Genomic DNA, 14,646 nt, shown 5'->3' with positions numbered 1-14,646 from the left:
CGACGACGCACCCCCGCGCACCCCACGCACCCAGGCGCCCTCACACCTTCGGCTCCGCCCCCACCGCCAAGGACCCGCACAGCGCCGTCGCACCCCCCGTGGCGTAAGGATCCGTCCCGGCCGGCCCACCCGCCTTGGCGGTCTGGCCGGCCAGCAGCGGACGGAAGTGGTCCGCGGAGTCCTCCGCGCAGGAGAGCGGCCCGGCCTGGACATAGGAGACGACCAGGCGGGCCTGGTGCATCCGCAGATCGTCACGGTCGAAGCTGAAGTGCAGCTCGCGCCGGACGGTGAACAGCGACGCCTTCGCCCGCGCGTCGGCGCCGGTCGGCTTCAGCGCGTACACGAAGGTGTGGTCCGCGGTGACCTCGAGGGTCTGCGAGTCGGTCTCGCTGACCCTCAGGGTGCCCCGCACCCGGATCCGGTCGTCGGCCAGCTGGGCGTGGGAGGGATCGAAGCGGACCAGCCATCCGGTGGGCTCGTGCCTGCCGTCGGCGGCGGGGTGCTCGAAGCTCTGGTCGAACTGGTCGAGCTGGTCCGGATCGAGCATCACCCGCACGGCGCGGACCTCGCTGCCGGCGAGCACCTCGGGATAGAGCGAGGACTCGACCAGGTAGTCCTTCGCGGCGGCCAGGGCGCTGACGACCTGGCTGTCCGAGAAGTGAGCGGTGCGCCGGGTGGCGGGCAGCGGGATTCCCTCGGCCCCGATGCCGAACTGCGCCGCCGGACTCCTGGCGAACAACTGTTCGGGATCACTCGCCCCGGGTACGGCTCCCTGCGGGGCGAGCGGGATGACGGTCATCCGCAGCGGCTCGGGCGACAACTCGGCCACGGGGCTCTCGTACGGATTCCGTACGCCCATGTAGATCGCGGTGCCGAAGGCGACGGCGATCAGCACGACGAGGATCAGCACCTGCCGGGACAGCCCCCGGTGCAGGGGCTGGCGACGGCGTACGGCGGGTGCGTGGTCGTCGAGGCGCTCCTGTGCGGAGAACTCCTGGAGGCGGGCAGCACGGACGAACGACTCGTCGAAGACGACGGATCGGTACTCGTCCTCGCCGCCACCGGGGGCAGCCTCGGGTGTCCCCTCAGGTGGGTCTCCTGGTCCGCCCATACATTCAGAGTAGGTCTCCTGAAGCCCCGGTAAACGCCCCGCTGCTCCACAAGTTCTGACAGGTTCTCACCAGGAAGGAACAGGGCGCGGGGAGGTTCCGGTCAGGGCGTGCGCGGGATTGCCGAGACGGCCGGCTGGGAGTAGTCGGCCGAGGCCGAGGGACTCGCGCCGATGCCCGTGCCGATGGTCGCTCCGATGCCTGTTCCGTTGCCCGTTCCCGTGCCCGCCCCGCTGCCCTGCTCGAGGCCGGTCGAGGCGGGCGGCGGGACCTGTTCCTGACGGCTGGAGGAGGCCCCCCGGTAGACCGCCGTGAACGCCAGCGCGACCATGCCGATCCCCATCACGAGGGCGAGCATCCAGGCGACCGGGCGGTGCCAGCGGGAGACCTGTTTGCCGTGCGGGCCCGGAGCGCCGTAGCGGCCCTCGAGGATCTCGGCGTCGTCCAGGTCGTCGAGATCCGGGTCGTGGCCGAAATAGGCGGGGCCGTCGGGCCCGAAGCCCTCCTCGTAGCGCTCGTCGTCCCCTCTGAGGCCTCTGGCGTGCGCTCGGCGCGCCTCGGCCTCGGAGGCCTCCGCTCTCGCCTGTGCGGCGGCCAGCAGGCGTTCGACGGCGGTCGGCTCGTGCACCACGGCCGCCCGTACGAAGGCCTCGTCGAAGACCACGGAGGCGAACTCTTCGTCCGACACCCCGCGGTCGTGGTCGTCGTCGGGCTCCCAGCCGTCAGGGAAGAACGGCGTGCCCCCCACGTCCTCCGGCACGGATCCAGAGTAGACCGGGGGTGTCAATTTGGGCAGGCGGTAGGGAAATTCAGCTCCTGGGTGAGAGGCGTTTCATGCCCCGCCGACCGCCGTCGCGCGCCCCGGCGGCCGGACCCGAGAGCGCACCCCGTCAGCGGCGAATGTGCCCGTCACCGGTGACGATGTACTTGGTGCTGGTCAGCTCCGGCAGCCCCATCGGCCCGCGCGCGTGCAGCTTCTGCGTCGAGATACCGATCTCCGCGCCGAAACCGAACTGACCGCCATCAGTGAATCGCGTCGACGCGTTGACGGCGACCGTCGTCGAGTCGACCAGCTGGGTGAAACGGCGTGCGGCCTGCTGCGAGGTCGTCACGATCGCCTCCGTGTGCCCGGAGGTCCACAGGCGGATGTGGTCGACGGCCCGGTCCAGCGAGTCGACGACCGCGGCGGCGATGTCGTACGACAGGTACTCGGTCTCCCAGTCCTCCAGGGTCGCCTCGACGACCGTGGCCTTCGAGTCCTTCGCGTACGCCAGCACGCGCTCGTCGGCGTGCACGGTGACGCCGGCCTCGGCCAGCGCGTCCAGGGCGCGCGGCAGGAACTCGGGGGCGATGTCCTGGTGGACGAGGAGGGTCTCGGCGGAGTTGCAGACGCTGGGGCGCTGCGCCTTGGAGTTGAGCAGGATCTCGATCGCCATGTCGAGATCGGCCTGCGCGTCCACGTACACATGGCAGTTGCCCGTGCCCGTCTCGATGACCGGGACGGTCGACTCCTGGACGACGGTCCGGATCAGGGAGGCGCCGCCGCGCGGGATGAGCACGTCGACCAGACCGCGGGCGCGCATCAGCTCCGTCACGGAATCGCGGCCCTCGCCGGGTACGAGCTGCACGGCGTCGGCGGGCAGGCCGGCCCCGCCGACGGCGTCGCGCAGCACCCGTACCAGGGCGGTGTTCGACGCGATCGCGGAGGACGAGCCGCGCAGCAGGACCGCGTTGCCGGACTTCAGGCAGAGGGCGGCGGCGTCGACCGTCACGTTGGGGCGGGCCTCGTAGATGATGCCGACGACGCCGAGCGGGACGCGGACCTGGCGCAGGTCGATGCCGTTGGGCAGGGTCGAGCCGCGAACGACCTCGCCGACCGGGTCGGGCAGCGCCACCACGTCCCGCACGTCAGAGGCGATCGCGCGCACCCGCTCCGGGGTGAGGGTCAGCCGGTCGATGACCGTCTCGCTGGTGCCTGCCTCGCGCGCGCGGGCGATGTCCTTGGCGTTGGCCTCGACGATTTCGCTCGTACGGACCTCCAGCGCGTCCGCGATGGCGAGGAGCGCGTCGTCCTTCTCGGCCCTCGGGAGGGGGGCGAGGTCGGCGGCGGCGGCCTTGGCGCGGTAGGCGGCCTGGGTGACCGGGGACATCGAGTCGTACGGCGAAAGCGTGGTCATGGGGGAAGCGTAGTGCGCCGGGCGCACCCGTCCATCGGCTATCCCAAACCCCGAGACAAGGCTCTGAGACCCCGCGAAAGGGTGGCCTCGGTGAGGTCAGAAGGGGTGGACGCCCACCGGGGTCGCCGGCAGTGGGCCGAAGCCCTCCGCGATGCGGTAGTGGTAGGTCTCACGGTCGATGACCTCCAGGCCGACGATCTCCCAGGGCGGCAGCTTCGCGGTCTGGCGGTGCTCGCCCCACAGACGCAGGGCGACGGCCGCGGCATCGTGCAGGTCGCGGGCCTCCTCCCAGTAGCGGATCTCCGCGTGGTCGTTGGCGTATCTGCTGGTCAGCAGGAAGGGGTGGTCGTTGGCGAGCTGTTCCAGGCCGCGCCGGACCTCCTTCAGCGGGGCCTCGGGGCCGGAGACGCTGAGGGTGACGTGCCACAGACGCGGCACGTCCTTCGGCTCCTCGTACGTCTCCTCGTAGCGGGCACCGGCCGCGACGCTGGTCAGGGCGCGCTCCTCGCCCACCTTGCGGGCGGCGGCTCCACCGCGGGACGCCGCCGCCCCAGAGCGCACTCGTCTCACGACGGCCTCCTTTACCCGATGGTCGTACGGAATCTCCCTGAAACAGAGAGAAGCAGGTACGCACGCTTCGTGGGGCACTTTTGCGGAACGTCCACCTCACGGCGGGCGGATTTGCGGGGCGTTCCCCCTGTTTTCGGCCTTTGCGGGACTGCGGTCAAGAAGACGGGCAACGAGGGCCGGAGGTTGCCTCAGGGGTTCAGGATGACGAGGTCGTCCCGGTGCACGACCTCGCGCTCGTACGCGGGACCCAGTTCGCGGGCCAGTTCACGGGTCGAGCGGCCGATCAGCTGGGGGATCTCCTTGGCGTCGAAGCTGACGAGCCCGCGGGCGATCGCGTGGCCCGCGCTGTCGCGCAGCTCGACGGGGTCACCGGCGACGAACTCGCCCTCGACGCCGGCGATCCCGGCCGGCAACAGCGACTTGCGGCCCTGGACGACCGCGCGCACGGCGCCGTCGTCGAGGGTGAGCGAGCCCTGCGGGGTGGAGGCGTGCTGGAGCCAGAGGAGGCGGTCGGCGGAGCGTCTGCCGGTGGCGTGGAAGTAGGTGCCCGTGTCCCGGCCCGCGAGGGCGTCGGCGGCGTGCACCGCACTTGTCAGGACCACCGGGATACCGGCGGCGGCGGCGATCCGGGCGGCCTCGACCTTGGTGACCATGCCGCCGGTGCCGACGCCGGCCTTGCCCGCGCTGCCGATGTCGACATGGGCGAGGTCCGCCGGTTCGCGCACCTCGGCGATCCGTGCCGTACCGGGCCTGCTGGGGTCGCCGTCGTACACGCCGTCGACGTCGGACAGCAGGACGAGGAGGTCGGCGCGGACGAGGTGGGCGACGAGGGCGGCGAGGCGGTCGTTGTCGCCGAAGCGGATCTCGTCCGTGGCGACGGTGTCGTTCTCGTTGACGACCGGGAGCGCGCCCATCGCGAGGAGCTTGTCGAGGGTCCGCGAGGCGTTGCGGTGGTGGGCGCGGCGGCTGGTGTCGTCGGAGGTCAGCAGCACCTGGCCGACGCGGATGCCGTAGCGGGCGCAGGAGGCGGTGTAGCGGGCGACGAGGAGTCCCTGCCCGACGCTCGCGGCGGCCTGCTGGCGGGCCAGGTCCTTGGGGCGCCGGCGCAGACCGAGGGGGGCGAGACCCGCGGCGATGGCACCGGAGGAGACCAGGACGATCTCCTTCTCGCCGCCGCTGCGGCTCTTGGCGAGTACGTCGACGAGCGCGTCCACCCGGTCGGCGTCGAGACCGCCGGTCGCGGTCGTCAACGACGAGGAACCCACCTTGACGACGATCCTGTGGGCCTCTGCGACGGCCTGCCTTGCCCCTGCCACCTGCGTGCTGTCCCCTCGGGTCGGCCGGCCCGGACTGCCCGGCTGCGCTGAGCCGCAAATTTACGCGAAGGGGGCGGGGTACCGCTCGTCGGTCCAGCACGCGGACTCGGGGATCTCACGTGATCGTTTGCGATTCCGGCGATGGCCCGGTCGGCCGGCCCGAGGCCAGTGATCATCTGTCGCTCTTTTCTGGCCGTACAGTCGATTTCTCTGGCAACATCCCCCCGACAAGCGCCAGTTCGATCACCGACAGCGGTGTCCGGCGCACATGTGCCAGGGGGAACCATGAACTTCGCGCGCCGCCGACCAGCTCGCGGAGCCGACCGTTTCGCCGCGATCCTCGCCGCGCTCTCGCTCGCCGCGGGGCTCCAACTGGGCCTGGCCGGGGACGCGTCCGCCGCCGTCACCGCCGGCCCGGTCTTCAACAACCCGACCGGAACCGTCGCCGAACAGCAGGCCATCCGCACCCGGCTCCTCGAGTACATCGGCCAGTCGCCGTCCGGCTCGTCCATCAAGGCCTCGGTCTACCACCTCTGGGACAAGGGCCTGGCCCAGGCCCTGGCCGACGCCCGCACCCGGGGCGTCAAGGTGCAGGTGATGCTGGACGAGAGCTCCGTCAGCGACATCGACGGCGAGCCCTCGTACCCCGTCCTGGCCTCGGCCCTCGGCACCGACCTCACCCAGGACTCGTTCGTCGGCCTGTGCCCGGTCGACAAGTCCTGCCTGGGCCGGCCCGCCCAGGGCGCCTCCATCAACCACAACAAGTTCTGGCTGTTCTCGCAGCTCGACGGCGCGAACAACGTCGTCGTGCAGTCCTCGGCGAACATGACGCCGTCCAGCTACAGCCGCTTCTGGAACGACGCGTACGTCCTGCCGAACAACACGGCGATCTACACCGCGTACAGCGACTACTTCGGCAAGCTGGTCGGCAAGGACTGGGCGAACTGGCGGTACACCTCCACCACCAGCAGCCCGTACAAGGCGTACTTCTTCCCGCGCGCCGCGAACGACCCCTCCCCCGGTGACACCATCACCGCCGTTCTCGACAACGTCACCTGCGCCTACACCGAGGGCGGTACGGCCAAGCAGACCAAGGTCCGGGTCGGGATGTTCAAGCTGACCCGGCTGGCCGTGGCGCAGAAGCTGGTCGCGCTCCAGAAGACCGGCTGCCAGGTCGACATCGTCTACTCGGAGACGGACAGCGGCAGTTCGAGCGGCACCTGGGAGACCCTGCACGCCTCAGGCGGCCCTGCCCTGCGCTGCTACAACTGGGACGACGACAACAACGCGAACACCGCCGCACGCATCATCCACTCCAAGTACCTGCTGATCGAGGGCAAGTACGACGGCACGGCGAGCCAGAAGGTCCTGTGGACCGGCAGCCACAACTACAGCGGCCCGGCTCTCACCAAGAACGACGAGGCGCTGCTGAAGGTCGACAGCAACGCCGACCACGACGCCTATGTCACCGCCTTCAACGCGGCCAAGGAGGCGGCGATCCCGGGCACGGCGGACAACACGAACGCCTGCAAGGGGCTGACCACCACGCCCGAGGCCTGACCGGACAGACAGGAGAGGGCCCGTCCCGAGGAGCGATCCTCGGGACGGGCGGATTCTCAGCTCCGCGCTGCCGCCGCCTGCCGCTTCTGACCGGCGTTGCGTGCCTCGGCCTTCACCGTGAGGTCCGCCGTCGCGGTGTTGAACTGCTCGATGGACGGCGGCTCGTCCGGCCCGAGCAGATACCGCTTGAGCTCCGCACGCTCACCGGCCAGCGGATCGGCCGCCGGGTCGCGCACCGCGTCCAGCAACAGGCCCAGCTCCTGCGCGCTGTTGCCGAGGATCACGGCGGCGCGTACTGCGGTGTTCTGCCGCTTGAACTCCTCCGCGCCCAGTTCCGCCGAGTCCGTCACGGCGTACGGCTTGCCGCTCGCGATGAAGTCGGAGACGACGCTGGAGATGTCGGAGACCATCGCGTCGGACACGTTGAAGCAGTCGTAGAGCCGTGGTTCGGCGCCCGTGACGACCCGGTGTTCGCCGGCGCTGAACGAACGCCAGTACGCGTCGTTCCACTCGGTGCGCAGCTTCGCGATCTCCTCGTGCCGCTCCACGTCGACGACCCCGTCCCGGGACGCCTCCGCCTCGTCGCCCTTCTCCCCGGCGGGCCCGGCCAGTTCGGCGAGCCGCGCCTCGATCCGTACGAGGTCGGCCTTGGCGCGTGTCTGCTCGTCGACGTCGCCCAGGAAACGCGGGTCGGCGGCCCGTACGACGGCGGCCTTCTCCACCAGCGCGGTGATCCGCTCGTGGGCGGCCCCGGCCTCTTCGCTGCGGGTGCCGGTGAAGGGGTGCGGCTTGTACAGCACCCGCACGGGCGGGTCGGCCGCCACCAGCTCGCGCACGATGTTCTCGCCGGCGAGGAGGAGGGAGGTGTTGCCGGGGTCGTCGTCCCAGCCCTCCCATGTGGGCGCGTAGAGGACGGTCGGGATACGCCCGTCCGTCGGCGCCCCCAACGGCCCGCGAATCGGCGCCAGTTGGGGTCGCCCGACCTCGACGATGTCCTCGTCCCGGACGCCCACGTCGGCGATCGCGTACCGGTCGCGTCCGGCCCGCCCGGCGACCCACACCTCGTCGTAGGCCTTGCTGAACGGGTTCACGCTGGCGATCTTGTCGCTGTCGCCGTGCCCGATGAAGACGTGCTTCATGGTCGGTACGCGCAGCAGGTGGATGTTCTTGCCGACGTTGGCCGCGTAGAGCGCGACCCGGACCGTGCGCAGGTCCAGGTTCATCAGATGGATGCCGCCGGGCACACAGATCACGGGGACGGTCGTGGGCGCGAGGTTCTGCAGGATGACGCGTTCCCGCAGGACGATCAGGGGCCGGGTGTCCAGCTGCTCCATCGTCTCCAGCCACATGTTGACCTGGTACGCCGAGTCCTTGGAGCCGGAGAAGTACAGCACCGTCTGCGGCCGGTACTCCCGCAGCCACGCGTCGGTCGCCGCGAGCACCGTCTCCGCGTCCGGCGGGATGCGGCGCCCCCGGACGTAGGGCGCGAGGGCGACCACGTACAGGAACGCCAGTCCGAGGGTGACACCGACGCCGACCATGCCGTACGCCGTCGAACCCGACTCGGCGGTGACCAGGATGCCGGTCAGCGCGGCCAGGTCGAGGTGGAGCATCTTCTCGGTGGGGCGTTCCAGAAGGAAGCGCGGCGGGGCGTCCGGGATGGCGATGCGCGAGGCCAGATCGACGTTGCGGGTGGCCACCGGCATCCGGCGGCGGTTGCGGATCAGCGTGACCAGGGCGCCCTGGGGGGCCTGGAAACCGTAGAACGCGATGAAGCAGGCGATCGCCGCGTAGAAGATCAGGCTCCGGGAGAGGTCCAGGCGGGCCAGCAGCAACAGCACCAGCAGCTCTCGGACCAGAAACCGGATGGAGACGCCCGCGCGCACCTTGCTGAGGCGGTTGACCAGATAACTGCCCCGGTGGTGCAGATAGTTGTCCGCCAGGTACGTCACTGCGGCGGCGACGGCGAAGGCGGGCACGCTCGGGAGGAGCGCGGCCAGCATGAGACAGGGGAAGCCCAGCATCATGAGGACCGCCGCGGCCAGTTCGGCCGGGCTGCCCACCCGGGCGACGCGAATAGCAGTGGAAATCAAGGAGAACCTGTATCTGGGAAAGTACCTGGGAACGATCTGGAATTACTCGGGAATTGTCTGGATGTCTGTCCGGCAGCGTTCCTGTGAATGTGGTGTGGACTTTATTCCAGGTCCTCGTTCTGCCGGTCGAGAACGCTTGCGAGCGCCTGTTCGAAGCCGGAGGCCCGGCCGGCCGCGGCCGTCGGGTCCTGCTGGCGGACGTCGATGACATGCCCGGTCAGCTCGGAGAGCAGCACGTCCAGCGAGGTACGGGCCACCGCCTCGGAGGACAGCAGCGAACCGGCGGGCTCCTCGCCGAAGGCCTTGGTACGCATCGGCGTGGCCGTGCGCTCCGGGTTGACGCAGTTGACGCGGACGCCGTCGGCGGCCCATTCGTCCGACAGGGCCTGGGTGAGGTTCACCATCGCGGCCTTGGTGGAGGAGTAGAGGCTGTACTCGGCGCGTCCGCGCGTGTAGCTGCTGGAGGTGTAGAGGAGCAGTTGGCCCTTGGTCTCGGCGAGGTACTTGTAGGCCGACCGGGCGATCTGCACGGGGGCGAGGTAGTTGACCTTCAGCGCTTCCTCGATGGTCGCGTTGTCGGTCTCGGCGAGTTTGCCGATCCGCAGTACGCCGGCCGTGTTGACGACGTAGTCGATGCGCCCGGTCTCGGAGTACGCCCTGGACAGCGCGTCGTCGACCTCCTCCGGGTTCTCGACGTGCGTGCCGGTGGTCGACCGCCCGAGGGCGTACACCTTCGCGCCGTACCCCTCGGCCAGCTCGGCGATGTCCTTGCCGATGCCGTAGGACCCGCCGAAGACGACGAGGGTTTTGCCGGTGAGCAACTCCCGGTACGCCTCCTCGCTCATCTGTTCGGGAGTGGCGGCGGACGCGAGCTGGAAGAGCTTGTCGGCGATGAACACGTCGACGGGCTGGGTGACCTTCATGTTGTACTCGTCGCCCGCGACGACATGGATCGGCACGTCCGGCAGGTACCGCAGCACCACCGAACAGTCGTCCGTGGCCTGGAAGTTGGGGTCACCCGCCGCCACCTCGTAGGCCCGCCGGATGGTCGACAGCTTGAACGCCTGGGGCGTCTGTCCGCGCCGCAGCCGCGAGCGGTCGGGGATGTCGGTGATGAACTCCCCGTCGTCGCCATGCGTACGCGTGACGATGATCGTATCGGCGGAGGGGATAGCGACATCGACGGCCTGATACCGCTCGAGGGCGATGACACAGTCGTCGATGACCCGCTGGGACAGCAGCGGCCGTACGGCGTCATGGAACAGGACGTTGCGGTCCTCGCCCTCGGCCAGCCCCTCCCCGAGGGCCTCGATGGCCCGCTCGGTGGTGTCGTTGCGCGTGGCACCGCCCTCGATGATCCGGGTGACCTTCTTGAAACCGGCCTTGGCGACGATCTTCTCGACGTCCGCGACATAGCCCGGCGCCATCAGCACGATGACGTCGTCGATCGACTCCGCCTGCTCGAACGTGCTCAGGGTGTGCTCGATGACCGCCTTGCCCGCGATCTTCAGCAACTGCTTCGGAATCGACAGACCCACCCGCTGACCGGTGCCGCCCGCGAGGACGACGGCGGTGGTGCGGGGCTTGGCTTTGCGCTGGGACACGGGCGACCTACCTCGGGGCAACGGAGAACCCTGAAATCGTCCCATCTGCGGTTACCGCAGTGCAAGGTGAGCGCCCTCCGTGGCATATCTGCGCGCAACCTGTTATTCACCGGAAATTGTTCCGGTGATTTTGCTTACGGTCTACTTGCTCGACCTTCATCAGACCTTCCGCACTCCCGGTTTCCCGGACTCCACATGGAGTTTCGCGAGCGTCCGGGACGCGGAGGTGGGCCTGGTCACGGTGTCGGCGATCCGGACCTGGGCGTCGATACCCGTGCGCCGTATGTCGAACAGGTGGTAGCCGCGGTGGTTGTCGATGACCTTCCAGTGCGGATTGTCACCCATCCGCGCGTCCCACTCGTTGTGGAAGGCGACGGCGTCCTGGTCCCCGCCGCTGGATATGGACGTACCGACGAACTCGGAACCGACCACCGCCGAGCCGGGATCGGCGAAGTCCCGCTTGAGGTCGCTGATCATGGTGAGATGCCGGTCGCCGGAGAGGACGACGGGGTTGCGGACATTCGCGAACTCGGCGAGCAGGGCGTTGCGTTCGACCTGGTAGCCGTCCCAGGAGTCGTAGTACCAGAGCTTGCCGTCGCCGATCTTGAGGTCGGTCTCGGCCATCATGATCTGCGAGGCGATGAGGTTCCACCGGGCCTGCGACCCGCGGAGACTGCTGAGCAGCCACTGCTTCTGCGCGGCACCGAGCATGGTCATCGCCGGGTCCTGGGCACCGGCCTGGGTGGTGGCCTGGTCGCTGCGGAACTGGCGGGTGTCGAGGACGTTGAGCCGCACGAGCAGCCCGAAGTCGAGCCGCCGGTGCATCCGTATGTGGGGGCCGTCGGGTATCGCCGCCGCCCGTACGGGCATGTGCTCGTAGTAGGCCTGGTAGCCGGCGGCGAGCCGGGCGGCGAACGCCTCCGGCGTCTGCTTGTCGGGGTCCTGCGGGATGTCCCCGGCGAAGTCGTTGTCGATCTCGTGGTCGTCGAAGGTGACGACGAAGGGCGCGGCGGCGTGCATCGCCTTGAGGTGCGGATCGCTGCGGTACTGGGCGTACCGGTTGCGGTACTGAACGAGGCTGTACGGCTCGCCGCTGCCCTCGTGTCTGCGTACGCCGGTGCTCGCGGGCGTCGACTCGTATATGTAGTCGCCGACGAAGACGACGAGGTCCGGGTCCTGGGCGCGCATGTCGGCGTACGGAGTGAAGTAGCCGTGCTGCCAGTTCTGGCAGGACGCGAGCGCGACCCGCAGATGGTTGCCGTAGGCGAACTGCCGGGGCGCGGTACGGGTACGCCCCACTGGCGAGATCTGCCCGCTGGTCCGGAACCGGTACCAGTAGTGCCGCTCGGGGAGCAGCCCCCGTACATCGGCGTGAACGCTGTGCCCGAACTCGGGCCGGGCCCAGGCGTACCCGCTTCGGACCTTCCGCCGGAACCGGGGGTCGTCGGATATCTGCCACTCGACGACAACTGCCCGGTCGGGCATCCCGCCCCCATGGAGCGGATCGGGAGCGAGCCGGGTCCACAGCACGACCCCGTCGGGCAGCGGGTCCCCGGAGGCGACCCCGAGACTGAACACCCCGGCGGGCAACGGCGTCTGCGCGGCCCGCGCGGTCCCCGCCATCAGCAGCTGCCCGGAAGCGGCAGCCCCGACAGCGGCGGCACCAGCGGTCAAAAACCGACGCCTGCCGGCCGAAACGACACCACTCACCGTCGAACTCCGTGCCTGGGAGGCCTCTTGGACCTTCGGAAGATCAGACGGAGATCATAGAAAACGGAGTTCGCAGCGAGTCAGGCGGGGCCCTGCCTTTCAGCCCGGCATCCCCAGCCCGTCCGGCGTTTGAGGACGAGGCCCCTTCAGGGCCGAAAGGGGGGTCTGGGGGCACAGCCCCCAGGTTCAGGATGGGACGGGTAGGGGCGGCGGGGGCGAAAACACCACCCCCACCCACCCGCACCCCCTAGAACGGCTCGAAGTCGTCGAACTCCTGCTGCGCCTCGTCCCGCTCCGCCTGCCGATCCCGCCGCCGCTGCGCCGCAGGCCTCGCCTCGTCGAGCCGATGATCCTCCCCACGCCGCCCCAGCATCTCCGCCCCCGCCATCACCGTCGGCTCCCAGTCGAACACCACAGCGTTGTCCTCGGGCCCGATGGCCACGCCGTCGCCCGCCCGGGCCCCCGCCTTCATCAACTTGTCCTCGACACCCAGCCGGTTGAGCCGGTCCGCGAGATACCCGACCGCCTCGTCGTTGTTGAAGTCGGTCTGCCGCACCCAGCGTTCGGGCTTCTCGCCCCGCACCCGGAACAGCCCGTCCTCCTCCTGGACGACGGTGAAGCCCGCGTCGTCGACGGCCTTCGGCCGGATGACGATGCGGGTCGCCTCCTCCTTGGGCTTGGCGGCCCGCGCCTGCCCGACCATCTCGGCGAGCCCGAACGACAGCTCCTTCAGCCCGATATGGGCGACGGCGGACACCTCGTACACCTGGTACCCCCGCGCCTCCAGCTCGGGCCGCACCATCTCGGCGAGGTCCAGACCGTCCGGCACGTCGACCTTGTTCAGGACCACGATCCGCGGGCGGTCCCCCAGCCCCCCGTACTGCTTCAGCTCCTCCTCGATGATGTCGAGGTCGGAGACGGGATCACGCTCGGACTCCAGCGTCGCCGTGTCCAGCACATGCACGAGCACACTGCACCGCTCGACGTGCCGCAGGAACTCAAGACCGAGCCCCTTGCCCTGGCTGGCACCCGGGATGAGACCGGGCACATCGGCGATGGTGTAAACAGTGGCCCCAGCCGTCACGACACCCAGGTTGGGCACAAGCGTCGTGAACGGATAGTCGGCGATCTTCGGCTTGGCGGCGCTCAGCACCGAGATCAGCGAGGACTTACCGGCGCTCGGATACCCCACGAGCGCCACGTCGGCGACCGTCTTCAGCTCGAGGACGATGTCCTGAATCCCGCCGGGCACCCCGAGCAGCGCGAACCCGGGCGCCTTGCGCCGGGCGGAGGACAGCGCGGCGTTGCCGAGCCCACCGCGCCCGCCCTCGGCGGCGACGTAGGAGGTCCCGTGACCGACAAGGTCGGCCAGAACATTGCCCGCCTTGTCGAGGACGACCGTCCCGTCCGGCACCGGCAGCACCAGGTCCTGCCCGTCCTTGCCGGAGCGGTTGCCGCCCTCGCCGGGCTTGCCGCTGGTGGCCTTGCGGTGCGGGGAGTGGTGGTAGTCGAGCAGCGTGGTGACGGACTGGTCGACGGTGAGGATCACGTCACCGCCGTGCCCGCCGTTGCCGCCGTCGGGCCCGCCCAGCGGCTTGAACTTCTCACGGTGGACGGAGGCACAGCCGTGACCTCCGCTACCCGCGGCGACATGCAGCTCGACGCGGTCCACGAAGGTGGTCATGGGATGTGCCTCCAGTTACGTACGGAAATCTCTGCGCAGGATTCCCTGCTCAGTTGGAACACGCGAAAGGCGGACCCGCTTCCCGTCCGGGAAGTGAGGTCCGCCTCGCGAAAGAACCGATCAGGCGACCGGAACGATGTTCACGACCTTGCGCCCACGGTGGGTACCGAACTCCACCGCACCGGCGGCCAGCGCGAACAGCGTGTCGTCCTTGCCACGGCCGACGCTCGCGCCGGGGTGGAAGTGGGTGCCACGCTGGCGGACCAGGATCTCACCGGCGTTGACGACCTGACCGCCGAAGCGCTTCACGCCGAGCCGCTGGGCATTGGAGTCGCGACCGTTCCGGGTGGACGATGCGCCCTTCTTGTGTGCCATGTCTCCTCAGTCCCTTACTTCGCAGCCGCGGGGATCTCAGTGACCTTGATCGCCGTGTACTGCTGGCGGTGGCCCTGACGACGGCGGTAGCCGGTCTTGTTCTTGTAGCGAAGGATGTCGATCTTGACGCCCTTGTGGTGGTCCACGACCTCGGCCTGGACCTTGATGCCGGCCAGGACCCACGGGTCGCTGGTCACGGCGTCGCCGTCGACAACGAGCAGGGTCGAGAGCTCGACCGTGTCGCCAACCTTGGCAGTGGAAATCTTGTCAACCTCAACGATGTCGCCGACAGCAACCTTGTGCTGGCGACCACCGCTGCGCACGATGGCGTACACGCGGATCTCACTCTCTCGCTCGGGAACGGCACCCCCGCAGTCCAGCCGCCCGGCAGAAGCGAACGGCCTCTCCCACCGCACCGGATACCCGATGTTGAGGAGGATGAAGGTTT

At 69.5% G+C, this 14,646-nt stretch carries 12 protein-coding genes; 1 reads left to right on the top strand and 11 read right to left on the bottom strand.

Annotation, left to right across the window (positions count from 1 at the left end):
* Window positions 1-40: 40 nt before the first annotated feature.
* The 5 genes from PV396_RS14300 to proB all read right to left on the bottom strand — a co-directional run bounded on the left by PV396_RS14300 (window position 41) and on the right by proB (window position 5,172).
* Entirely contained in the window at window positions 41-1,111 is a 1,071-nt protein-coding gene (locus tag PV396_RS14300; protein WP_319204453.1) for a hypothetical protein, read from the bottom strand.
* Window positions 1,112-1,212: 101 nt separating this feature from the next.
* Window positions 1,213-1,869 (bottom strand): hypothetical protein, encoded by a 657-nt coding sequence (locus tag PV396_RS14295; RefSeq protein ID WP_319204451.1) that lies wholly within the window; start codon window positions 1,867-1,869, stop codon window positions 1,213-1,215.
* 130 nt (window positions 1,870-1,999) lie between these two features.
* Window positions 2,000-3,286 (bottom strand): glutamate-5-semialdehyde dehydrogenase, encoded by a 1,287-nt coding sequence (locus PV396_RS14290; protein WP_319204449.1) that lies wholly within the window; start codon window positions 3,284-3,286, stop codon window positions 2,000-2,002.
* A 96-nt stretch (window positions 3,287-3,382) separates the two neighbouring features.
* On the bottom strand, window positions 3,383-3,847 hold the full coding sequence (locus PV396_RS14285) for a hypothetical protein (protein WP_319205507.1): 465 nt from the start codon (window positions 3,845-3,847) through the stop codon (window positions 3,383-3,385).
* A gap of 197 nt (window positions 3,848-4,044) precedes the next feature.
* A complete protein-coding gene (gene proB, locus PV396_RS14280) occupies window positions 4,045-5,172 on the bottom strand; it encodes a glutamate 5-kinase (protein WP_319204447.1) in 1,128 nt (375 codons plus the stop codon).
* Window positions 5,173-5,457: 285 nt separating this feature from the next.
* On the opposite strand from proB, the gene PV396_RS14275 reads away from it, so the two are divergent.
* The gene (locus PV396_RS14275) at window positions 5,458-6,732 is read left to right on the top strand and encodes a phospholipase D-like domain-containing protein (protein ID WP_319204444.1); all 1,275 of its coding nucleotides are present in this window, start codon (window positions 5,458-5,460) and stop codon (window positions 6,730-6,732) included.
* A 56-nt stretch (window positions 6,733-6,788) separates the two neighbouring features.
* Here PV396_RS14275 and PV396_RS14270 read toward each other — a convergent pair whose 3' ends face one another.
* From PV396_RS14270 to rplU, 6 genes are all read right to left on the bottom strand, one after another.
* Window positions 6,789-8,825: a hypothetical protein gene (locus tag PV396_RS14270; RefSeq protein ID WP_319204442.1), complete on the bottom strand. Its 2,037-nt coding sequence runs from the start codon at window positions 8,823-8,825 to the stop codon at window positions 6,789-6,791.
* 101 nt (window positions 8,826-8,926) lie between these two features.
* Complete coding sequence (locus PV396_RS14265; protein ID WP_319204440.1) at window positions 8,927-10,429, bottom strand: bifunctional cytidylyltransferase/SDR family oxidoreductase; 1,503 nt, start codon at window positions 10,427-10,429, stop codon at window positions 8,927-8,929.
* A gap of 159 nt (window positions 10,430-10,588) precedes the next feature.
* The gene (locus tag PV396_RS14260; RefSeq protein ID WP_319204438.1) at window positions 10,589-12,139 is read right to left on the bottom strand and encodes an alkaline phosphatase D family protein; all 1,551 of its coding nucleotides are present in this window, start codon (window positions 12,137-12,139) and stop codon (window positions 10,589-10,591) included.
* A gap of 247 nt (window positions 12,140-12,386) precedes the next feature.
* Window positions 12,387-13,823, bottom strand: a complete 1,437-nt coding sequence (gene obgE / locus PV396_RS14255) for a GTPase ObgE (protein ID WP_319204436.1) — start codon at window positions 13,821-13,823, stop codon at window positions 12,387-12,389.
* A gap of 120 nt (window positions 13,824-13,943) precedes the next feature.
* Window positions 13,944-14,198 (bottom strand): 50S ribosomal protein L27, encoded by a 255-nt coding sequence (gene rpmA, locus PV396_RS14250; protein ID WP_006374707.1) that lies wholly within the window; start codon window positions 14,196-14,198, stop codon window positions 13,944-13,946.
* A 14-nt stretch (window positions 14,199-14,212) separates the two neighbouring features.
* Window positions 14,213-14,533, bottom strand: a complete 321-nt coding sequence (rplU, locus tag PV396_RS14245) for a 50S ribosomal protein L21 (RefSeq protein ID WP_007381993.1) — start codon at window positions 14,531-14,533, stop codon at window positions 14,213-14,215.
* Window positions 14,534-14,646: the final 113 nt, after the last annotated feature.

Source organism: Streptomyces sp. ME02-8801-2C (assembly GCF_033793965.1).
GTDB lineage: Bacteria > Actinomycetota > Actinomycetes > Streptomycetales > Streptomycetaceae > Streptomyces.
The sequence above is the reverse complement of the archived record's forward strand: the minus strand, read 5'-3'. Positions and strand labels throughout refer to the sequence as shown.